This window comes from Haloferax sp. DFSO52 (assembly GCF_048158745.1).
Classification (GTDB): Archaea; Halobacteriota; Halobacteria; order Halobacteriales; family Haloferacaceae; genus Haloferax.
On record NZ_JBLOPB010000001.1, the window covers coordinates 1,410,735 to 1,431,748 of the forward strand.

Consider the following 21,014-nt stretch of genomic DNA (forward strand, 5'->3'; position numbering starts at 1 on the left):
ATGGATCAGTCCGGGCTGAGCGTACCGTTCCCCGAGACCTCGACTCTCGAGGTTGGGTTTTCGCTCCCGTCGGATGGCAGTGGGTTAGTCGTTCGTGACAACGTCGAACGACACCAGTTCCTCTTACACACGCCGTCGCCGGTCACTCCCGAACCAACGGACGAAAACCAGTTCTCACTCCCAGCGGACGCTGCAGTTCAAATCGAAACCGACAGACTCGAACTCGCAGCAAATCTCGTCGTCTGTATCCGTGACGAGTCTGGGTCGATGCTCGCACAGGTCGACCACCAAGGCACAGAACAGTTCGGTGTTGGGACGTACAGTATCGAACTGTGCGGCGCGGTCAAAACCTACCTCCGTGTCGAGGGGCCAGTGAGCATCGAAGCGACGTTGACGGAGACGATTCTCTCGCTGGACGAGACGCAAACCGTTATCGTCGGTGCCCGGTCAGCACACGAAAACCCCGCAGGAACCATCACGACGACGGACGACCCGCTGGACGTGATGAAGGCCGTCTCGGCGTTCAGCTCGGCGCTCAAAACGACGAGTGTCGAGCGGTCGTATCCAACGCTCCGAGGACACCCACCCCTCCTCGAACTCGGCGAAGAACTTGACATCCCAGATGGCCTGGACGCACCTGATACCGGCGTCCGACTCGAACTTCCGCCGACGTTGGGTCACATCTTCGTCGCAACACCGCTAGCGTACTATCTCGGTGCGAAGGTCGTCCCCGGAGACACCCCGAGACTCGTCACCGAAGATGGGTTCGTTCACTCCTTCGACGGGCCACATGGGTTCGAAGAAAGTGTTGCGCGCGCCCTCAAGCGAACGTTCTTCCTCGACTGTGTCGTCCGAACCGAGGGAATTTACGAAGTCGAACTCCACGAACGACAGACCGTCGAATCACGAATCGATATCGACGTTCCGTCTCTGTACGACACACCACTCAGCGAACGACTGGAGGCCTACTTCGACGTCCGGTTCGACGACATCGCCGACCTCATCCCAGAGTGGAAACTGACGACGCACGTCAAACCACAAACGGACAACATCGAACTGTTACCGTTCGTCACGAACGACCTCGCAGTCGTTCGGACGCCCAGTGGGCACGAAGTCTCACACTCGGAAGTGCAAGCTGCCTCGGTTGACAACTTCTTGCGGGACGACATCGTTCGGAGTGCTGGGACAACCACACAGAGTGAGACGTACGTGCGGCCGAGTTCGTCCAACTCAGTAGAGCAAGCGTGGGTCAGCGACGGGACACCGGTTGGCGCGAGTAAGACGACGACGACGGCGTACCAGAACCGTCTCCAGCGGAAGCCGACGATGGGCGATATCGACATCACGGTCATCTGTAACGACCAGCAGATGAGTGACGAGACGGACATCGTCGACGACGTTTACGGAACCCGAGACGGACTGTCGTTCGATGTCGATGCGCACTACAACCTCAGTCGCGCCGAGTTACGGACGGTGCTCGCGGAACCGACGGACTTCCTCCACTACATCGGTCACATCGACGACGATGGGTTCCAGTGCCGTGATGGGAAAGTAGATGCACAAACCATCGAGCACGTTGGGACGGGCGCGTTCTTCCTCAACGCGTGTCGGTCGTACGACCAGGGACTGGCGCTCGTCGAAGCGGGTGCCATCGGCGGTATCGTGACGTTCAGCGAGGTCATCAACAGTCACGCCGTCGGTGTCGGACGAACACTCGCTCGACTGCTCAACAGAGGGTTCCCACTTCAGACGTCGCTCGACGTCGTTCGAACAGATAGCGACATCGCCCACCAGTACGGTGTCGTGGGCGACGGTGGCATCTCGATCGTCCAGACGGAAAGCGGCGTTGCAGTCTTCTGTGAAGTCGAGCACCAACGTGGGGACCTCTACGAGATGTCGTATCAGGCGTACCATACATCCAAAGCAGGAATCGGGTCACTCATCATGCCCGTGTTGCCAGGTGACGCGCAGTATTATCTCTCGTCGGGTGACCTGTCGGGTATCCTTCTGACGGAAGATGAACTCAGAGACTTCCTTGCGTTAGAACAGATTCCGGTTGTCTACGACGATAGCGTCTACTGGGACGACGAATTCCTTTCGTAATTACGGACCGGTGATGACGTACGTGTTCCCTGCGGCCACGCTTCCTGCTTGCGACAGCAGGAGCGTGAGTGTGAACAGGACGCCCATCATGCGGGGATTCTGACGAAGGTACGAAACCATCTTGTTGGATTCTTCGGACATATGCACTTATCCCGAGGAGCGACGGCGAGATATAAATTTTCGTGTAAATCTGATATGAAAATAACTTAATTAACAGAGATGTGTCTGTAAGAAATTCGAACCCTCTCGGTACGAGGCTTCTCTGTCAGAAATTCAACGGCAGCCGGCGAATAGTTGGTTCCCGGGGTCGCAGTCGCGCTGTCAGGACTCGTCTGCGTCGTCCGCGTTTCCGATGTCGCGATAGACCGCAGCAATCCCCTTGTTGTTGTCGAGTTGGCTCAGTGTGTCGTCGAGTTCGTTTTTGAGCCGGTCGAGCTGCTCGGTGAGCCGCTGGTACTCGTCGTTGTCTTTGAGCGTCGTCTCGTCTTTTTCTGACTCGAGAAGCGCCTTCTTCGAAGCCAGCGAGAAGAGGTCCTGAATTCCCACATCGTAGGTGTTTCGCAAGATGAGATTAGAGACGGTATCGGTCAGCGCTTCGCGAGAGACGGGTTTGACGAGATAATCGTCGAATCCCATCGCGATGATGTCGAAGTCGGGTTCGACAGCAGTAACCATCGCGACGCGGCAGTCGAAGCCGTGGTTTCGAATCTCGGTGAGCGCTTCGTCACCCGAGAGGTCTGGCATCCGACGGTCGAGGAGAACAACGTCAACCTCGTCGTCGAGTTCGTCGAGTGCCTCTCGACCGCCATAGGCGACACGAACGCGATAGTCGTCCCTAAGCCAGGTTGCGTACAGATCGGCGAGGTCGGGCTCGTCTTCGACGACGAGCACTAGGGGCTGTTCTGCACTCATTGGTGGTGTGGTGGTGTTCCGGGAACACTCACTAAATTGAATGTCGTGCCATGGTATATCAAAATACCCCTTATCGAGTGTGCCCGGCACCAGCCTTGACCTGATTATGAGGACTCGGAGTTGTTATACATTCCGACAATGCGAACTGTTCGAATCGTCCGACAGCGTCAGGAAATCGACTCGATGGTGAGCCGGTTCGCTTCGACTTCCTCTAACACCGCACCCCATCCGCCGACAGTGTGCGTCTCGTCGCCGGTCTCGATAGTCAGACACACCTGCCCAGCAAGTTCTGAGAACGAGAGCGTCCCCTTTGGTTCGGACACCGCAGTGTAGTACACGTCTGTCAGTTTACCGACTACCTCTATCGGCTCGCGAGACTCGGTTTCGTAGCCACTGACGTGAGTGATTATCTCTTTTCCCTCCTGAAAGAGCGGTTCGACGTCCTGAACGAAGTGCCGAATGTCGGAGTAGACGATTGGCGGTTCGGGTGTCTGTGCGGTGTAAACGACGTCCCAGACCTCCCACAGCGCCGTCTGGAAGTACCAGTAGAAGACGTACGTGAGGGTGTAGTCGTCGACGAGGACACCGTACTGGTTCATCGAATCTGCGTGGGGTGCGAAGCACGCGCCAGTTCTATCGACGATTGCGACGAACGGTGTCGGAAGCGTTCGGCGGCGAACTTCGGTCGCCGTGCCCTGAAACAGTTCTTCGTCGATGCTGGGTAACTCGTCTCCCTGGTCGGGATGGAGTGAGAGTTTCACCAACGCACCGTTCTCGTACGCCTCGGTGAGGGCCGGACGGAGCGCCTCGAACTGCTTGGGAGTAATCGAGAGCTGGACCTCACTCTTCGCGTTTCGGACCAACTCTTCAGCCCGACTGAAGACCGTCTCGAATCGCTTGACGATACTCAGCATATGGCTGTCGACGGCCGGTTGTTGCCACCGCGCTTCTATCTCACCTGCAGCCTCGTCGAGCTGGACGGCGCGAGATTTGAGGTCTTGCATCACCGATTTCGGGTCGCACGCTCTCGCGTGGAGGCTGTCCTGTTCGTACGTCTCTATGTAACCTTTCGATTCGAGGTCCCGCAGTACGTCGTAGATGCGTGCTGTCGGGACTGCACATGCGTCAGCCAATTCAGTTGCACTCGCAGCACCTAGCTGGAGAAGGGCGACATATGCCTCTGACTGATATTGAGATAACCCAGCGTTCCGAAGGGCAGTACGGAGCTCCGCAGTATCCATCGCTTTATAGATGCACAACATCCGTCCCTATTAATCATCCTTCTCTTCTTGCCACGGGGGAATCACGATGTGTCGATTACGTTCAAACGGCACTGCTCGACCGGAAAAACAGGCCGATATCGCTCGAACTGACTGGGAGACGGCCGTCGAAAAGCGAACGTGAGTTCCGGAGTTACTCGTTCGGACTGTAGTTTGGCGCTTCGTCGGTAATCATCACGTCGTGGGGGTGGCCTTCGGTCTGGCCCGCCGCGGAGACACGGACGAATCTGGCGTGTTCTTTGACTTCTGGAATCGTCTTCGCACCGACGTAGCCCATCCCAGACTGCATCCCGCCGACGAGCTGGTGGAGTTCAGATGCGAGTGACCCCTTGTACGGCGTCGCAGCCTCGACGCCCTCGGGGACGTACTCTTCGTCTTCGTCGTCGTCCTTGAGGTAGCGGTCGGCACCGCCGGAGCGCATGGCACCGACAGAGCCCATGCCGCGGTACTGCTTGTACTTCTTGCCGTTCATCGTGATGACGCGGCCGGGCGCTTCGTCAGTTCCGGCGAAGTACGAACCGAGCATGACTGCGTCAGCACCGGCGGCGATTGCCTTGATGGCGTCACCGGAGTAGCGGATGCCACCGTCGGCGATGACGGGGATGTCGTACTCCGCGGCGACGTCTGCGACTTCAGCGACGGCAGAAATCTGGGGCATTCCCGACCCGGAGACGACGCGAGTCGTACAGATGGAACCGGGACCGATGCCGACCTTGATACCGTCTGCGAAGTCGACGAGTTCCGCTGCGGCTTCGCGAGTCCCGACGTTCCCGACGACGACGTCGGCTTCGACGGTTTCCTTGATTTCACGGGCGGTGTCGATGACGTTGAGGTTGTGCGCGTGGGCGCAGTCGATGAAGATGACGTCGGCACCGGCCTCGTCGGCTTTCTGGGCACGCTCGCGGTCGAACGGTCCGACTGCGACACCACAGACGAGACGGCCCGCTTCGTCGCGGGCGGCGTTTTCGTGTTCACGACGCTGGAGGATGCCCTGCATCGTGACGAGGCCGACGAGGTGGTTGTCCTCGTCGACGATGGGGACCCGCTCGATTTTGTGGTCGTACATGAGTTCGAGGGCGTCACGGGCGCTCACGTCGCGCGTCGCCGTGATGACCTCGTCCGTCATCGCTTCACGGACCTCGTCGGACTCGCCGACTTCGAGGTACGGCCGGATGTCGGTGCCGGAGATGATTCCGAGGACGATGTCGTCGTCGTCGACGACAGGTGCACCGGAGACGCCGGCGCGCTCCATCATCTCGTCGACGTCGCTGATGGTCTGGCCGGGTTTGGCCGTCACAACGTCTTCGCGACGGATGACGAGTTCGTCGGCGCGCTTGACGCGTTCGATCTCGTGGACCATCATCTCAGCGTCCATGTTTCGGTGGAGGACGCCGAGGCCACCCTCACGGGCCATTCCAATCGCCATCCCACTTTCGGTGACCGTGTCCATCGCCGCCGAGAGGATCGGGATGTTGAGTTCGACGTTCTTCGAGACGCGCGTCGAAACGTTCGCGTCGTCGGGTTCGACACGACTCTCCATCGGTCGGAGCAGTACGTCGTCGAATGTCAAGGACTCGGGTACCCGGAGCTTCTCAGAGAAGGGTTCTCGGTCAGGAACGTCGTTCGCCATATCAAGCGTGGTTCCGGCGACGACAAAAGGGTTGCGAGATAGCACGGGCATGTCGATGTGTCGCAAACTACTACGGTGATGTATGCATGGTAGTGGATACATCTCGTCAGGTATCTCGAACTGGGTCGTGTGGCTTCGTGACAACGTACCGAGGACCAGTACCTCGTGAATAATCACCATATTCACGTTCGTGTATCATCGATTCGTAGCTACTGGAACACATTGGCTGATGAATCGTAGGAGGATTTTATAAGTGGGTCAGGGATGTTCGTGTCCCATGCGGTCGTATCCCACACAACGTTTAATACTCCTGTCCTAAATCTATGGTGTATGGACTCCACGTGTCCCGCCGCATCGCGTATTGCCGGTCAGACGACCGCCGACTCCGGCATTCTCTTTACACAGATGTGGACGACATTTAAACGGGAGTTCAATAATGGACACAAAGGACTCGCAGTGCGACACCTTCGTACTCCCTTGTCTGAATTGCGTCCATATCGCCGCTTGGGCCATGGTGAAGGCCAATAATATCGAATGAGTGTTTCACGCCACCCAGTCGCCCTTCGCCTCGAGCAGCAGGTCGGTGGAGCCACCCGCCTGCTGGCGACGGTTATGGGTCTCCCCCTCATCGACGGAATCTTCCCCGCACTCATCATCGCGGGCGCGTTGACGACTGCGGCAGGCGACCCATCCATCACGGGCATCCTCCAGACTGGGCTGCTCATCTTCGGTGGGTCTGCGACTGTCGCGGTCATCCTCGCGGAGATGGACGGCACGCGCCGTGAGCAACTGACGTCCATCCTCCTACTCGGTGCACTCCTCATCCCCGTTGCCGTCTTCGAGGCCGCGCTCGCAGAGACCATCGAGACGCTCCTGAACTTCGAGGTGTTCCACCGCTTCGCTGGCCTCGTCATCCTGGCCATCGCCGCGAAGACGGCGTCCTCGAAGGTCGGAGAGTATCTCCCCTCGCCGAGCGTCATCATCGGCCTCGGACTCGTGGCGAGTTTCAACCCCTCGGGCTTCGAGCTCATCGTCAACCCTGACACGACGCGCCTCCTCAGTGCCGGTGCCGCCGCCGGAACCGGTGTCGCCTTCGCCGGGTCGGTCGCACTGTTCGCGCCCCGTCTGCGCGGGTCGGTCGATATCGACCTGTTCCGCTTCGGGAGTTCCGTTGCACTCGGCATGCTCGCCCTCGACGTGCTGGGCCTCATGCCGACGAAGGCACCTGTCGCACTCGGCGTCCTCGGCGTCACGGCACTGTTCGCGTTCGACCCTGCCGGACAGAGTGCGGATGCCGGCGAATTCGACGACCTGACCGTCGCCGAAGGTCCCGAACAGGGTGGTTCGATGGCCACCGGGGCCGTCGCAGACGGTGGCGACGACGTGCCGACCGCCGACGCTTCCGTAGGCGGCGAGAACGTCGGCTACGACGACCCCCAGCAGGATGCGAGCGACGACGACGACGCCCCGGAACCGGGCTACGGCTATCCCGGTGAAGACGGTTCTCGCGCCCCGTGGCTCTAGGCGTCGGCCGAACTTTTCTCTCCGTGTGACGAAGTCCGTGGCATGCGTGCCACTTTCGACGTTCGAACCGAGCGCCGCCTTCAGGTACTGGACGTGACCGACCACGTTGCAGACGCCCTTCCAGCCGACTACGATGGCGTCTGTACCGTCTTTTCGCGACATACGACCACTGGCATCTGCGTCAACGAAGCCGAGCCGCGCCTTCTCAGCGACATCGAATCGATGGTGAAATCGAGTGTTTCAGACGATGGCTGGCGACACGACGAACTCGACGGCAACGCCGACTCGCATCTCCGGGCGCTCCTCGTCGGCAACGGGGTCTCGATTCCAGTCGTCGCCGGCGAGTTGGACCTCGGGCGCTGGCAGTCGGTTCTGCTCGTGGAGTGCGACGGCCCACGGACGCGAACCGTGACGGTGGCGACGCCATAATCGCTGACAGAATGTGGGCTGTCGGTGACGCAGGGCTTACGTTCCTCGGGGGGATTCCTCGGAGTATGAGCAACCGCGTCGTACAAGGTCGGATGGTGACGCCCGAGACGCTCGCCGAACTCGTCGAGGGAGAGCGCCCGCTGGAAGCCGAAGCGATAGAAGACGCCGATTTCGACTGTCCGGAGTGTGGAGAGAACGTCATTCAGGTCGGCTACATGCCGAGTGTGGTCGAGTTCGTGGTCGCCTACAAGTGCCAGGAGTGCGACTGGGCGGACGACGACCGGGACGAGTAGAATCGAAACCCCTTTAAGAAAAATCGGCATACGAAACAGTGCAGACAGAGCGAATCGGGGCTGTGGCCAAGCCCGGCATGGCGACTGACTCCAGAGGCTTGGCGCCCGGGACGACACTCCAGCTGATATACTGAGCGACCGACTGATCATCGGTCGTGTTGACGACCCTCTGGAGTTCCGAGGTGCCCACCGGAGATATCAGTCGATCGGGGGTTCAAATCCCTCCGGCCCCATACATTCTACCGCGAACTACCCGGCGAGCACCGCGTAGCGTGTGCTCGCCCCTCGTGAGCGGGTGACGGATGCACGAGGAGGGATTTGAACCAGGGAGCGTCGCGAGCGAAGCGAGCAGAGCGACCGAGGTTCAAATCCATTCGGCCCATACCAAAATCGATCTTTTCAGGCAGTAATTAAGCAGGGGCAACTGCCCTCACCTTACGTTTTTGCCCCTCTCACAGGGTGATTCAGCGTGAGTCTCTCACGTTCGAAGCGCGTGAAGATTCGCTTTCGTTCGATCTTGAGTGAGTCGAAGAACAGCACGGCGAAAGGCGAGTACCTTCCAGACATCCTCGGCGCAGGCTATTCTCGGAAGCATCTGTTGTAACCACGCTCACTCTATTACTGTCATGAACTCCGTCCTGAATAGAGGGCCGTATTCATCAGGATCGCAGCTGAAACCTGAGTTGACGGGCTACAATGTGGCCAAGATCGAAGAAAGCTATACATGGAATGTTCCCCCACGGTCCAGATACGATGGTACGCCCCGAACCCGGAACGCTCCAAGACGCGGCCAGTCACGCCGAGGACGTGGCTGTTCACGGCATAGACACAAGTCACCCCAAGGCGCTTGCAAAGATGCGGAATGCGCTCATCCGTTTGGAGAAGGTGGCTAAAGAAGCACGAAAACAAGTGATTGAGCCTGCGTTAGATGACGAGATGAGCGTCGGAGACAGCGTGGCTGGCGTGAAAAGGCTGGCGGCCACGCACCCCACCGTGACGGACAACGCGGCTGCCCTGGAGATGCTTGAGGAGGCCGGCGCAGATCCGGCAGAGGTAGTGAGGGTTAACCCAAGCCAATTCGTCGACGCCGTCGATGGAACCGGCGTTGATCCATCGGGAATCATTGATCGCAAAGAGTACACATTTTACCGCCGAATCAAGTGAGTGAACAGGGCAAGAAAGCCATGGCTTTCTGCGAATAGCCTCTTCTCGGAACTGCTGAATATCATCGGCTTTCTCGCACCCCCGACGTTTCCGACGTTAGAGGTTACTATCGACTGTTTCCGCGGCTATTGATATGATGAATGACAGTACAAAATGCCAAATAATTCCTTCACCAACCACTGCTAAGTGGGGTTCTGAAGATATGTCGATTGGGTACTTTGGCGAGCTTGCCATTGCAAATACGATAATAAATGCGATTGCGCGCGACTTGGATGCGATATATTTTAATCGTGGTGCAAGGATATCGTCCCCAAATTCGTAGCTCCTTATTATTGTGAAGTACATCAGCGCAGCGCCAATTGCGAGAGAGAAATCTGCAACAGAACTTACTGCATCCTGCCTATACGCAAGCGCTTGAATTACGGCTGCACCAAGCATGACGAATGAGACTTCTATTCCAAAGTACCAACCCACTCTGAGCGGTTTGTGTTCGCGTGAAGCCGCTGCCATTTGCTCTGCAGCTCTGATGAACATGATCGAGCCAGTGAGGACGAATATCATTAGCCCTCCAACGACTGCAAACGGTGCTGCAGCATCCCCACCGGTGCCTTTGGGTAGAATTCTTGGAATTGAGGTTGTAACTGCCGCGAATATCCCAATGACAGCGAAAATTTCGGAGTTACTCTGTAAAAAAATTGGTACAGGAATAGACACCTCATTTTGCTGTTGTTGCTGCACTACATCTTCGTTTGTCCGTGAGGACTCTTGTTGAAGTGGATCCTCGTACCGTTCGTCCATCGTTGCTTAGTTTTCACTCAATAGATATATTGTATTGGTTGAATTTTTTCTCAGATCTAATTCTATCCAATATCATCTCCACTTCAGAGGATAGCCTCTTCTCGGAACCCTGGTTGATAGAGGGAGAAGGCATTTACGAACTTGGCAATCAATTTACTATATGGATAAACAGCGAGAACCTCTTGAACAAGCAAAAGTTGTGATTGGAAGTGGGTTGGCCTCGTGGGAGAGTTTCTCCAAAGACGAGAGATACTCTACTTTCGATACTGGACTTCGTAATCTTGACAAGGTAGATTGGGTTCCCCCAGAGTACCAATCTCATTTAGAAGAAGCAAAGCAGCAGTTACGCAACGGTAGCGTAGAAACTTTGGCTGAGTACGAGCGAAAATCCGCTCTCCGGATAGCATTGGGTGAACTCAAGAAGATCGAGTGGGAACCACCGTCAGATGAAAAAAGCGTTTGATAATTGTATTTGAGTTGCTGTAATACAGTTCTTAGACTTGGCAGTTCTCGGAAGTGCACAGATTTCTAGCCCAAGAGTCTCGATCTCGCAACAATAGTTAAATGAAGAACACAATCAAAATACAATAACAGATGAGGAAGGACCTATTTGAGTTGTTGTACGATTTACGCCCCACCAAGATCCTGCTCAAGCTTTATCTGACGGGAAAGGAGTTCGTGAGAGGCAATGTTCGGAGTAAAATCGAGGACAAAATCATTGTAGACCCAGAAATGCTCCTAAATATACGAGATTCTGGTTCCCTTCCTCATGCCGAATTCACCATTATGATTGACAATCGAAATTTTAGCCCACTTCGTATTGACGGGATCAATGTTGTCCTTTCACTAGGCAGGGAAGACTCCTACTTCAAGAACATCTTTTGGAGTCGGAAAGGGGTGTCCAGTCCTCCTCCGAATATCACGTTGAGTGAAATAGGTGGCAATGAAGAAGGACAATTGGAAATCCTGACCATGCTTCCGTCGTACCTCTATTTCCCGAACAGAGACATCACTATCTTCCTTAGTGGAACTCTGAAAATTCGCACCGATGCAGGACATGTTGAACATGAGATTAGTACAAAGGCCCGGTTAAAACGAGAAGACCTCTGGAACAGGTCTACTGCCCAAGAGGATCTAATGCGAAATTTCACTCCATTTGAATTAGACGAAGAACTCCGATAAGCGCCTCAGGTTCCCTCTCTAACCGATTTTCGGAACTCACCCTTGGACATCAGGTCACACTAATATCTGGGTTACTTTTTGCATTTTCAATTAGACCCAGCCAGTTTGGTAACTCATCGATCGACGCCTGGTGGATATATCCCAGCATCAGCAGTTCAGCATCATACATCTTCTTCAAGAGGTAGGCAACCGTACTCAGAGCGATTGTTTTCGGGAACGCATCCACATGTAGCAATGTATTCACATATTCAGCTATAGTAGATCTGAAATGAGAAACAATACTCCCTAGTCCAATCGTAGTCAAGGCGGTGTTGAGTTCGTTTAAGAAGTCGCTCACTTCGCCCGCTTTCCGGATCAAGCCGAAAAGTGGGTCTGCTAACTCTATAATGACTTGACCGGCTGATCTTCTGAGATTGGCGTAGTCTGTGGGTGAGTTAGAACTATATGTGACTCTGAGTGTCAACGGCATTACGCCCTTTGGGGTGTGGTTTACTGCTTCCAAACTAGACGGGTCAGGTCCATCAGGTTGTTCCGGTTCTCCCATATTCTGATTTGCTGTTGCTTTAACATAAACTTGCAACACAACCGAGAGTAGCCTCTTTTCGGAAGTAACCTGAATTGATTCAGATAGGTAACTTTCCATGAAACCGGTCCCAATAACGGTTCGTCAGGAAAGGTAGTAACCCGAGGACCGCTGCAATGACTACAAGCACCTTTGTCGAAAATGGAGCGGTCCCGATGATTGCACCAAGGAATGCACCTAGCAGCGAATATTGAACTTGAATCGCTGCTTTTCTGTGCTTTTCTTTGTCGGATTCCTCGGGGGCAGAAAATTCAGGTCGTCCCATGAATATAGAATTGAAATCAGAGCTACAACTATCCTGCTATCTACCAGAGGTCTTCCCCATCCAGCCCTACCACACCCTCTGCAACAAACACCCAGTGAGAACCACACCACCTCACCACCAATACACACCCAACCCAATCAACAACACCAGCATCAACGGCACGACCCCAACAACAGCCTCAAGCGGCCCCACCAGAAGGACAATCGCAGCCAAGACCACGAACTCCAGCGCCACGAGGACGCTGATGACCTCGAATGGTTTCGCCATCGCTCGAACTCACTCCCTAGGAAGGTAAGAATCTCATGGCAAGTAAGCGGTGGCCCCACAACTGGACAGCAGCTGAACCAATCAAAAATGTGGTTTCACCCCCTCGGTTGACCGGGTTCGAGTGGGGTTGGCTGTGCTTCGGCGAGGCCGGCCGGCAGGAGTTCTCTGTCGAAGATGGCTAGTTCGAGTGAGAGTCGTCCGGGGCCACTGAGAACGAGCGAGATGGACGTGAGAATCAACACTATCGTGTACTCTCCAATCGTGTAGGCCGTGCCGATGCTCAGGGTTGGGAATCCTGCTGGGATGTGGACCAGCAGTGCCGCCACAGCCATCGTAATCGCGATGAAGACTGCGGCGTACCGCGTGAACAGTCCTAACAGGATGAGTAATCCACCACCGATTTCTGCGAGTGTGGCCGCCCAAGCAAACACTACGGGGAAGGGGATACCGAGTGATGCGAGGAACGCCGCAAAGGCGTCTACTCCGATGGCGCTCGGGCCGATATTCAGCAGTTTACCGGCACCGTGGACCATCATGGACGAACCGACGGCGAGTCGGACGAGCGTCGGTGCCCACTCTTCAATTCCTCTCTGTTGTAAGGTTGATGACACTGGTCGTCACCAACCAGAGATACGCTGCAAAAAATCATAGTGTGCGCTAGACATTCTCAAACATTGAGAAACATAACTGCCGATAGCACAGTCTGAGGCGTACTTACTCTATGGTGTTGACAGATGAAACCTAAAGAAGAAGACATCATCGACGATGCCCGCGAGTCGGAACTGGTCTCCGCCTGTCGAACGGCCATCGGAGACCAACTTCGGTCGATTACGTACTTTACGAGGGACAGATACGAGCAAATCTATCTCCGGTCTGACCTCGAATCAGATGCTGACCTCGCTGGGTTCGTCGATTACGAGTCGTGGGGGTTCGACGCGCACACGGCGTACAGCGGTTCAGAACTCGGGAACTATCGATTCACGATTCGGGTCTTCGACAACGGGTTCCTCGTTCGTGTCACCACGCGGACCGAGGGTGTGTTCTTGACGACGGACGGCGTCACACTCCACGATTTCAAGGAAGTCTCGACTGCTGTCGGGGAACTCCTGTCGGACTAACCCACCACCCACGTGAAGGATAACGATTTTCTCTCGCCAAACCAACATTACCCTCGATGGAACTCGTCTCTGTCGCCGCCCTCTCGGAGAACTACGTCATCGGTCGAGATGGCGAAATTCCGTGGGACAGCATCCCCGAAGACAAGAAACAGTATCGCAGTCGAATTGCGGATAGCCCGGTGATTATGGGCCGCCAGACGTTCGACTTGATGCGAGACGACGTGCCGGGAACCTCCCAAATCGTCATGAGTCGAACCCAGCAAGCCTTCGACGTGGAGACGGCACACTACGCCCGAAGTGTGGAGGACGCAATCGATATCGCAGAGTCACTCGGTGCCGAGACAGCGTACGTCATCGGCGGTGGCGCGATTTACGAACTGTTTCAGCCGCACCTCGACCGGATGGTACTGAGCAGAGTCCCCGGGACGTACGAGGGTGACACGTTCTACCCCGAGTGGGACGCAGACGAGTGGCAACTCGATTCAGAGACGCAGTACGAGCGGTTCACACTACAAGAGTGGGTCCGAAGGATGGACAACTGAGACGAGATGAGACGAACCGATGGACTGTGAAACGAGGTCAGTTCACGTGGGAGACGAGAAACTCGCGAACCGTCTGGCCCATCTCGTCCCACGTCCCATGTTCGAGATATCGGTCGCGTGCAGCCACCGAGTGTACGATGAGTCGCTGTCGGTTCCGGCACAGCGGCGCAATCGCGTCGGTGATCTCTGAGACGTCCGTCGGGTCGACCAGAAACCCATCCCGGCAGTGCGTGACGAGTTCGCTCGCGCCGCCGTTGGCCGAGACGACTGCCGGAAGTCCGAATCCCATCGCTTCGAGGGCGGCGATACCGAATCCTTCGTAGTACGACGGGAGCGCGAACAGATGTGAGCGTCGGAGCGTCGCCGCGAGGTCCGCATCCGAGAGTCTCCCCGTGAACATCACTCGGTCAGAAATGCCGAGCGTGTCAGCGAGCGCCCGAAGCGACCGTTCGTAGTCGGCATCGACCGCGTTTCCGACGACAGTCAAGCGCCAGTCACCACTGATGCGAGAGAGGGCCCGAAGCAACCCGTCGACGTTCTTTCGCGGTTCGAGATTGCCGACTGCGACGACACGAAGCGGACCGTCGGTGGCACGAGACTGAATCTCCTCGTCGCCCAGCGGGACGCCGAACGAAGAGAATCGGTCACCTGCTGGATAGGCGACGACAGAGGGGTCGGGGTCGGTGACGGCCGCCACAGTCTGTCGCGTCGTCTCGCTGTTGAAGACAAACGCGTCGACAGTGTGGAGGTACTGTGTCTCGATTATTCGACGAACGTGGTGGCTCCACGTGGTGTTGTGTTCCCGCGAGTCGAGGTGGTGAACGACCGAGACCACCGGCGTCTCGTCGTCGAGTCGGCGATTGACACCCGCGAGAGACGGGTGGCACAACTCGTCTTGCAGGATGATGTCCACGTCGAGGTGACGAAACCGTCGGTGGACTGTGAGGTTGTCACGCAGTCGTTTTCGATACGGACGCTCGGGAAGTGAGACGACGGTTACCTCGTCGCCTGCGGCCCGAAGCGTCCGAACGAGTTCGAGGTCGTAGCGATAGCCGCCGGAGCGGCCGTCGAGCGGTCCGTAGACGACGAGGCCAACGTGCACGTCAGAGCGCCGTCTCGTACGTGGCGCTGGCCACGTCGTCCTCCCAGACGCAAACCGAGACGTGCTCCGGGTTCTCGAGCGACGCCGCCTCGACGAATCTGACACAGATTTCGTGTGCCAGTCGTTCGATGCTAGGGTTCTTTCCCTGGAACTCGATGAGGTCGTTCATCGTCTTGTCTCGGTAGCGACTCAGCGTCGCGTCCAGCGCCGCTTTCACGTCGTCGATATCGACGAGATAGCCGTACTGGTTCAGTGCCGACCCGGAGAGTTCGATTTCGACCCTAAACGCGTGAGAGTGCAGTTCACCCTCTGCCCCCGGATTCGGCACCGTCAAAAAGTGCTGCGCAATCATCTCCCTGCGGACGGAAACACGATACATGACCTGTCAACAGTCCGCATAGGTAAAGAGGATTTGGACGGCTTCGTCGGGTGCCTCTTCGAGGAGGCGATAGGCACGAGCTGCATCTTCGACGGCAATTCGGTGGGTGACGAGAGAGTCGAGCGGAATGTCTGCAAGATGGTCCCACGCCAACGAGAAGCGCCGGTCTGCGTCCCATCGCCCTCGGAGTTTCGGTGCGATAGTACTCACTTGACTGCTCTCGATGCTGATTCGAGACCGGTGGTACTGTCCGCCGAGGTCGAGTGTCGCCGGTTTCGTTCCGTACCACGACCCGACGAGGACGCGACCAGCATAGCGCGTCACGTCGAGCGCGGTGTCGAGCGCGTCCGGGTTGCCGGAGAGTTCGAGCGTGAGGTCTGCCCCATCTGCAGGTGGGTCGAGTGATTCGGGGTCGGCCGCCGTCGTCGCACCGAGTTCACGGGCGAGTTCACGCCGTTCGGCAACGCAGTCGGCGACAGTGAGACTCCCGAGTGGGAACTGACTGAGAAGCGCCGTGGTCACGAGTCCGACGATGCCCTGTCCGAACACCACGACGTGTTCGCCGATTCGTGGATTGCCGTCCATCACGAAGTTGAGTGCAGTCTCCATCGTCGGCAGCAACGCGGCGTGCGCGTCGCTCACGTCGTCCGGAATCGGATAGAGTTCGTCAGGGCGTGCGAGAAATCGGCTCTCGTGCGGGTTGAATCCAAAGACGCGTCGGCCACGCCACGCGGAATCGACATCCTCACCGACAGTTTCAACTTCGCCAACGGCCGCATAGCCGTACCGAAGTGGGAACGAGAGGTCTCCGTCGAGCGCGCCGATAGACACGTCAGAGGGGAGGTCAGTCGGCGCTTCCCCACGGTAGACGAGTCGCTCAGTGCCCGAACTCACCGCCGAGGTTCGTGTCCGGACGCGGACCTCGTCGGGGGCTGGTTCGGGAACCTCACAGTCACGGACTTCGACGGCTTCCGGGGCGACGAAGTAGACTGCGCGACCCTGCATCGCTTAGTCGTGTGCGGTCTCGAGTGAAGCGTCTGCGAACTCGACGGTCGTCCCGAAGTCACGGCAATCTTCGAGGGCGTGTTTCGCAGCGAATCCAGCCTCGTGGGCGTTACTCGCCGTTCCCACACCGACTTTGAGTTCGACGTCTGCCTCGGCTTCGACGTGGTCGATTGCTGCGCAGTACTGTTCTGTAGAGAGGTCAGGGGTGACCGCGATGATGTTGTCGCCGCCGACGAAGAACGACAGCGCACCGTGTTCGCGCCGAAGGTGGCGCATGAGCGACGCGTAGCCCTGTTCGATGTGGATGAACGTGTCGAACTCGTTGAGGCGGTCGGTGTACTTGCCGGTCGCGTCGTTCACGTCGAAGTGGGCAATCTGCACGTCGGTGTTTGTTCGGTCTGTCGCTGCGAGTGGGTCGCCAGAGAGAACCTCACGTCTGTCTCCGTCTTGCGCACTCCCCGCCCGTTGGATACCGTCAGTCGCGCGTTCGAGTGCGACTGCAGGGTTTCGGTCAGTTCCGATACCGAGACTGAGCGTCACCGGGTAGCGGTTCCCGATAGATTCCTGGAGCAGTTCGTGGTCGGCACGGTCCAGGCCGTTGGTAACTGCGACCATGTTGTCGAAGCGGGTGAAAAAGACGTACCCGTCTCGAGAGCCGACGAACTGGGCCAAGTCAGCGAACAATCGTGACTGAAGCGTCTGGAGGTCCATCTCCCGTCGTGGGTCCGGCGTAACCGTCCACGGCCCGTAGTTGTCGATCTGGACGAGTGTCAGCTGCGTATTCGTCACAGTAGATGGGTAGCGCGACGCACATATCGTTCTTTGGTTCTGGGACGGTTCGACCGGAACCCACCTCGAACGTCGTTCAGACCCCCTCGAACGTCGTTCGAACCACCTCGAATCACCCTCCTCAAGCCTCGTTCGTTACGTCGGTGTCTCTCTGAGGAACCGACTCGCCAGCACGTCGAGGATGGCCCACATCACCACCCAGACGACGATTGTCGCGACGATGATGGTCGTCGTCGAGAGCAGTGGCACGACGACCACGACCGTGGCGACCATCGAATACGTCAAAAAGAGCGCGACCATCGCCGTCACCAATCCGTACACTCCCATCGCACTGTTTCCTGTCGCCGGACCCCGCAGCCACCCGACCAGTCGCTTCGATGAGACACCCATATCGTGAAATACGTTATCGTGGACCATAATAGTTCTCTGGGGCGAACGTTGAACAGGCGTCGTGCCCTACCACAGACGATGCAGTACCGAGGTGTCGTCCTTGATGTCGATGGAACTGTCGTTCGAGGAGACGAGGCCATCCCGGGCGCACTCGATGGACTCGCGGTTATCGACTCGTTCGGACTCGACCGACTGTTCGTCTCGAACAACCCGACGAAAGCACCGCCTGCGTACGAAGAACGGTTGCGAACCGCAGGTATCGAAGCGACTGCCGACGAAATCGTCACGTCCGGGACGACGACGACCGTCTATCTCGCGGCCACCCACCCCGGTGCCCGAACGTTCTGTATCGGGGAGTCCGGCATACGCGACCAACTTCGAGAGGCGGGTCTCGAACTCGTGGGGGCGGGCGACGAACCCGAAGTCGTCGTCGTCGGTATCGACCGCACGTTCGATTACGACGACTTACGCGACGCCTACCTCGCACTTCGGAATGGCGCGAAGTTCTACGGAACCGACCCCGATATCATCATCCCCACTGCAGACGGCGATATCCCGGGGTCTGGAGCGATAATTCGCGCCGTCGCCGGTGTCGCCGGCCGCGAACCTGACGCGGTGCTCGGAAAGCCTTCACCGGTAGCACAGCAAATCGTCCTCGAGAGGCTCGGACTCCCGCCCGAAGACGTTCTCGTCGTCGGTGATAGACTCGATACCGACATCGCGTTCGGACTCGACGCAGGGATGGGAACCGCCCTCGTCAGAACTGGCGTCACCGACGACGACGCGCTCGCAGCGAGCGAGTTCGAACCCGACTACGTCCTCGACCACCTCGGTGAAATCGGGCGAATTCTCTCACGGTAACGTGACCTATCTCGGAGAAAGCAGGTTCTACTGACGAGTGGCACGCCCGCCTTTCGGCGTGCGGGCATCGTCGCAACCCCTGCACAATCATTATGGTTCTCAAATGATAAGTACTTCGTGGGGAACTCCCATGTCCGGAATGAAAATATTGCTCCTCGCTGGCGACTTCGTCGAGGACTACGAGGTGATGGTACCGTTTCAGGCGCTCACGATGGTGGGTCACGAGGTCCACGCGGTGTGCCCAGAAAAAGAGGCCGGAGACCGCTGTAAGACCGCTGTTCACGACTTCCGCGGCGACCAGACGTATCTCGAGACCCGCGGCCACGACTTCACGCTGAACGCGACGTTCGCCGACATCGACCCTGCCGACTACGACGCACTCGTCGTCCCCGGTGGGCGCGCACCCGAGTATCTCCGTGGGTACGACGACGTTCTCGATACGGTTCGGCACTTCTTCGACGAGAACAAGCCCGTCGCTGCAATCTGTCACGGCCCACAGATTCTCGCCGCCGCAGGCGTGCTCGATGGCTATCAGATGACCGCGTACCCTGCGGTCAGACCGGAGGTCGAACGCGCAGGGTGTTCGTGGGTGGACGAGGTAACTACCGACGGAAATCTCGTCACGGGACAGGCGTGGCCGGACCACCCCGAGTGGCTGGCGGCGTTCCTCGACCTCCTCGGGACCGAAATCAGCCACGAACAGGCCACCGCAGCCGCAGACGACTGAAATGGATACTCACACGTGCGTTAATATGTGTGAGAATGTCTGACAAAGATTTTTATAAGCACACGCAAAGTGACTGCCATGGAAGAACCGAACAGCCCGTATTTCCGCGAACAGGTCGACACTGTCGCCGAATCAGATCCACAAGATGGCGAAGTCGTAATCGTGGAGGGGAAGGCCATGAGCCTTCGAACATATCGACAGCGTCACCACTAACTGGGAGACGTCTCGGGCTGTCGAGTACACGGTCCGCACCGGTATCGCGGTATTTTTGAAAAAACAGCGAGTCGAAGCGCGCTTAGAAAGCGCCGCCGACGACGGTCACGTCTGCCTGCAGCCCGTCGCGGACTGCGTCGTGGACGTGGCAGATGTCTTCGGCGAGGTCGGTAATCTCGGCAAATTCGTCGTCAGAGAGGTCTGCTTCGACGTAGATGTCGAAGGAAATCTCTGCGAGGTCGTCGCCGTCGTCGAGGACTGCATCTGCGTCGATCTGGACCTTTCCGAGGTCGTCGAAGCCAGTCTTCTGTCCGCCAACACGGAAGGCGGGGAGGAAACAGGACGCGTACGTCGCGACGAGGGCCGCGTTCGGGGTCGGACCGCTCTCGTCGAGCGCGTCGATTTGCAAGTCGAAGTCGCCGACCTGACTCGTGCATGCGAAGCCTTCCTCACTGACCGTCGAGGTTTGGATATCGGACATTCATCGGGTGTCAGGACTGTTCGGCCCTAAAAGTTGCTCAATAGAACGGCCGTGTACACGAGCGACAAAAGAATATATCCGCGGATGCGGCCGAGGCGACCTATTCGAGCGTGAACGACTCGTCGGCGTCGAGAACGTGGACTTCGGCGTGACTGCCGGCAGCTTTCACTTCGTGTTCGAAGTCGCGAACGTCGATTTCGATGGCCGGGAACGTGTTGTAGTGCATCGGGAAGACGTGGTCGACGTCTAACCAGTCGGTGGCGATAGCCGCCTGCAGTGGTCCCATGGTGTAGTGGTCTCCAACCGGAAGCGCCGCCGCGTCGGGTTCGAGATACGGAGCGAAAATCTCGCGCATGTCAGTCATCAATCCCGTGTCGCCGGCGTGGTAGAACGTCGTCGTGTCCTCGTCGGACTCTCGGGAGGGCATCTTGTCGCTAATCATGTACCCGCCCGGCATGCCGGCGTCGAGTTCGTACCCAGTGTTGATGCCGTTCGTGTGGTCTGCACAGACCATCGTGACGAAGGCATCACCGAGTTCGACGGTGCCCCCGATGTTCATGCCAATCGTGTCGTCGACGCCCATCTCGTCTCCGACGTAGCCGACGATTTCGGGCGTGCCAACGACGGTTGCGCCGTCGAACGCGCCGGCGTCTGCGATGTGGTCGGCGTGGCCGTGTGTGAGGAGGACGTAATCCGGCGTGTCGATGTCGCTCGAGTCGAGCGACGTGAGCGGATTGTCGAAGAACGGGTCGATGAGAAGCGAGGTGTCTCCGACCGTGACGTACCACGTCGAGTGACCGTGCCAGGTGAGTTCCATAGCACCTGAACGTTATACGTGAAATACACAAAAAGGTATTCGCGTAGAACGGTCTGGCCGTGTTTTCGCGGGTGGTGGAATCCTGGCTGTGGGGACGACGAAACGGGTCGGCCGGAGCGTTGGGAGATGACTTTTCATCCCACAAACAGATATACCGAGT

The 21,014-nt window shown here is 57.5% G+C and carries 28 protein-coding genes and 1 tRNA gene; 14 read left to right on the plus strand and 15 right to left on the minus strand.

Annotated elements, in window-relative coordinates:
- Positions 1-2,103 (plus strand): hypothetical protein, encoded by a 2,103-nt coding sequence (locus tag ACK3SC_RS07350; RefSeq protein WP_416839457.1) that lies wholly within the window; start codon positions 1-3, stop codon positions 2,101-2,103.
- Here the strand turns inward: ACK3SC_RS07350 and ACK3SC_RS07355 are convergent, their stop codons facing one another.
- The 4 genes from ACK3SC_RS07355 to guaB form a co-directional block, all read right to left on the minus strand.
- A complete protein-coding gene (locus ACK3SC_RS07355; protein ID WP_416839458.1) occupies positions 2,104-2,244 on the minus strand; it encodes a hypothetical protein in 141 nt (46 codons plus the stop codon).
- Positions 2,245-2,424: 180 nt separating this feature from the next.
- Entirely contained in the window at positions 2,425-3,015 is a 591-nt protein-coding gene (locus ACK3SC_RS07360) for a response regulator transcription factor (RefSeq protein WP_416839459.1), read from the minus strand.
- 167 nt (positions 3,016-3,182) lie between these two features.
- Entirely contained in the window at positions 3,183-4,256 is a 1,074-nt protein-coding gene (locus ACK3SC_RS07365) for a TrmB family transcriptional regulator (RefSeq protein WP_416839460.1), read from the minus strand.
- A 172-nt stretch (positions 4,257-4,428) separates the two neighbouring features.
- Entirely contained in the window at positions 4,429-5,925 is a 1,497-nt protein-coding gene (gene guaB, locus ACK3SC_RS07370) for an IMP dehydrogenase (protein ID WP_416839461.1), read from the minus strand.
- A gap of 612 nt (positions 5,926-6,537) precedes the next feature.
- Between guaB and ACK3SC_RS07375 the strand changes: the two genes are divergently transcribed.
- The 6 genes from ACK3SC_RS07375 to ACK3SC_RS07400 all read left to right on the plus strand — a co-directional run bounded on the left by ACK3SC_RS07375 (position 6,538) and on the right by ACK3SC_RS07400 (position 9,335).
- A complete protein-coding gene (locus tag ACK3SC_RS07375; protein WP_416839958.1) occupies positions 6,538-7,449 on the plus strand; it encodes a DUF5794 domain-containing protein in 912 nt (303 codons plus the stop codon).
- A gap of 42 nt (positions 7,450-7,491) precedes the next feature.
- Positions 7,492-7,878, plus strand: a complete 387-nt coding sequence (locus ACK3SC_RS07380; protein WP_416839462.1) for a secondary thiamine-phosphate synthase enzyme YjbQ — start codon at positions 7,492-7,494, stop codon at positions 7,876-7,878.
- Between the two features lie 65 nt (positions 7,879-7,943).
- Positions 7,944-8,171 carry a DUF5795 family protein gene (locus ACK3SC_RS07385; protein WP_416839463.1) on the plus strand — a complete coding sequence of 76 codons (228 nt, stop codon included), beginning with the start codon at positions 7,944-7,946 and terminating at the stop codon, positions 8,169-8,171.
- A gap of 56 nt (positions 8,172-8,227) precedes the next feature.
- Positions 8,228-8,404 (plus strand) — tRNA-Trp (locus ACK3SC_RS07390).
- A gap of 236 nt (positions 8,405-8,640) precedes the next feature.
- The gene (locus ACK3SC_RS07395) at positions 8,641-8,775 is read left to right on the plus strand and encodes a hypothetical protein (protein ID WP_416839464.1); all 135 of its coding nucleotides are present in this window, start codon (positions 8,641-8,643) and stop codon (positions 8,773-8,775) included.
- A gap of 149 nt (positions 8,776-8,924) precedes the next feature.
- A complete protein-coding gene (locus tag ACK3SC_RS07400) occupies positions 8,925-9,335 on the plus strand; it encodes a hypothetical protein (RefSeq protein WP_416839465.1) in 411 nt (136 codons plus the stop codon).
- 96 nt (positions 9,336-9,431) lie between these two features.
- Here the strand turns inward: ACK3SC_RS07400 and ACK3SC_RS07405 are convergent, their stop codons facing one another.
- The gene (locus ACK3SC_RS07405; RefSeq protein WP_416839466.1) at positions 9,432-10,133 is read right to left on the minus strand and encodes a hypothetical protein; all 702 of its coding nucleotides are present in this window, start codon (positions 10,131-10,133) and stop codon (positions 9,432-9,434) included.
- A 160-nt stretch (positions 10,134-10,293) separates the two neighbouring features.
- Here ACK3SC_RS07405 and ACK3SC_RS07410 point away from each other — a divergent pair, with 160 nt between their 5' ends.
- Entirely contained in the window at positions 10,294-10,596 is a 303-nt protein-coding gene (locus ACK3SC_RS07410) for a hypothetical protein (protein ID WP_416839467.1), read from the plus strand.
- Between the two features lie 131 nt (positions 10,597-10,727).
- A complete protein-coding gene (locus ACK3SC_RS07415; protein ID WP_416839468.1) occupies positions 10,728-11,315 on the plus strand; it encodes a hypothetical protein in 588 nt (195 codons plus the stop codon).
- A 49-nt stretch (positions 11,316-11,364) separates the two neighbouring features.
- Here the strand turns inward: ACK3SC_RS07415 and ACK3SC_RS07420 are convergent, their stop codons facing one another.
- The 3 genes from ACK3SC_RS07420 to ACK3SC_RS07430 all read right to left on the minus strand — a co-directional run bounded on the left by ACK3SC_RS07420 (position 11,365) and on the right by ACK3SC_RS07430 (position 13,041).
- Positions 11,365-11,958: a hypothetical protein gene (locus tag ACK3SC_RS07420; RefSeq protein ID WP_416839469.1), complete on the minus strand. Its 594-nt coding sequence runs from the start codon at positions 11,956-11,958 to the stop codon at positions 11,365-11,367.
- A 316-nt stretch (positions 11,959-12,274) separates the two neighbouring features.
- A complete protein-coding gene (locus ACK3SC_RS07425; RefSeq protein ID WP_416839470.1) occupies positions 12,275-12,430 on the minus strand; it encodes a hypothetical protein in 156 nt (51 codons plus the stop codon).
- Positions 12,431-12,525: 95 nt separating this feature from the next.
- Positions 12,526-13,041 (minus strand): DoxX family protein, encoded by a 516-nt coding sequence (locus tag ACK3SC_RS07430; RefSeq protein ID WP_416839471.1) that lies wholly within the window; start codon positions 13,039-13,041, stop codon positions 12,526-12,528.
- 123 nt (positions 13,042-13,164) lie between these two features.
- On the opposite strand from ACK3SC_RS07430, the gene ACK3SC_RS07435 reads away from it, so the two are divergent.
- Both ACK3SC_RS07435 and ACK3SC_RS07440 read left to right on the plus strand, forming a co-directional pair.
- Positions 13,165-13,548, plus strand: a complete 384-nt coding sequence (locus ACK3SC_RS07435; protein WP_416839472.1) for a hypothetical protein — start codon at positions 13,165-13,167, stop codon at positions 13,546-13,548.
- 56 nt (positions 13,549-13,604) lie between these two features.
- Entirely contained in the window at positions 13,605-14,090 is a 486-nt protein-coding gene (locus ACK3SC_RS07440) for a dihydrofolate reductase (RefSeq protein ID WP_416839473.1), read from the plus strand.
- Positions 14,091-14,127: 37 nt separating this feature from the next.
- Here ACK3SC_RS07440 and ACK3SC_RS07445 read toward each other — a convergent pair whose 3' ends face one another.
- The 5 genes from ACK3SC_RS07445 to ACK3SC_RS07465 all read right to left on the minus strand — a co-directional run bounded on the left by ACK3SC_RS07445 (position 14,128) and on the right by ACK3SC_RS07465 (position 17,755).
- Positions 14,128-15,192 carry a glycosyltransferase family 4 protein gene (locus ACK3SC_RS07445; protein WP_416839474.1) on the minus strand — a complete coding sequence of 355 codons (1,065 nt, stop codon included), beginning with the start codon at positions 15,190-15,192 and terminating at the stop codon, positions 14,128-14,130.
- 1 nt (position 15,193) lies between these two features.
- Positions 15,194-15,571: a 6-pyruvoyl trahydropterin synthase family protein gene (locus ACK3SC_RS07450; protein WP_416839475.1), complete on the minus strand. Its 378-nt coding sequence runs from the start codon at positions 15,569-15,571 to the stop codon at positions 15,194-15,196.
- Between the two features lie 6 nt (positions 15,572-15,577).
- Positions 15,578-16,576: a zinc-binding dehydrogenase gene (locus ACK3SC_RS07455; RefSeq protein ID WP_416839476.1), complete on the minus strand. Its 999-nt coding sequence runs from the start codon at positions 16,574-16,576 to the stop codon at positions 15,578-15,580.
- Between the two features lie 3 nt (positions 16,577-16,579).
- Positions 16,580-17,365, minus strand: a complete 786-nt coding sequence (locus ACK3SC_RS07460) for a GTP cyclohydrolase III (RefSeq protein WP_416839477.1) — start codon at positions 17,363-17,365, stop codon at positions 16,580-16,582.
- A gap of 135 nt (positions 17,366-17,500) precedes the next feature.
- A complete protein-coding gene (locus ACK3SC_RS07465) occupies positions 17,501-17,755 on the minus strand; it encodes a hypothetical protein (RefSeq protein WP_416839478.1) in 255 nt (84 codons plus the stop codon).
- Between the two features lie 78 nt (positions 17,756-17,833).
- On the opposite strand from ACK3SC_RS07465, the gene ACK3SC_RS07470 reads away from it, so the two are divergent.
- The 3 genes from ACK3SC_RS07470 to ACK3SC_RS07480 all read left to right on the plus strand — a co-directional run bounded on the left by ACK3SC_RS07470 (position 17,834) and on the right by ACK3SC_RS07480 (position 19,556).
- Positions 17,834-18,616: an HAD-IIA family hydrolase gene (locus ACK3SC_RS07470; protein ID WP_416839479.1), complete on the plus strand. Its 783-nt coding sequence runs from the start codon at positions 17,834-17,836 to the stop codon at positions 18,614-18,616.
- A 130-nt stretch (positions 18,617-18,746) separates the two neighbouring features.
- A complete protein-coding gene (locus ACK3SC_RS07475; protein WP_416839480.1) occupies positions 18,747-19,343 on the plus strand; it encodes a DJ-1/PfpI family protein in 597 nt (198 codons plus the stop codon).
- Positions 19,344-19,421: 78 nt separating this feature from the next.
- A complete protein-coding gene (locus ACK3SC_RS07480; protein WP_416839481.1) occupies positions 19,422-19,556 on the plus strand; it encodes a hypothetical protein in 135 nt (44 codons plus the stop codon).
- Between the two features lie 82 nt (positions 19,557-19,638).
- Here the strand turns inward: ACK3SC_RS07480 and ACK3SC_RS07485 are convergent, their stop codons facing one another.
- Together ACK3SC_RS07485 and ACK3SC_RS07490 are read right to left on the minus strand one after the other, a co-directional pair.
- Positions 19,639-20,037, minus strand: coding sequence for an OsmC family protein (locus ACK3SC_RS07485; protein WP_416839482.1), 399 nt, complete (start codon positions 20,035-20,037; stop codon positions 19,639-19,641).
- Positions 20,038-20,137: 100 nt separating this feature from the next.
- A complete protein-coding gene (locus tag ACK3SC_RS07490) occupies positions 20,138-20,854 on the minus strand; it encodes a metal-dependent hydrolase (protein ID WP_416839483.1) in 717 nt (238 codons plus the stop codon).
- Positions 20,855-21,014 lie beyond the last annotated feature (160 nt).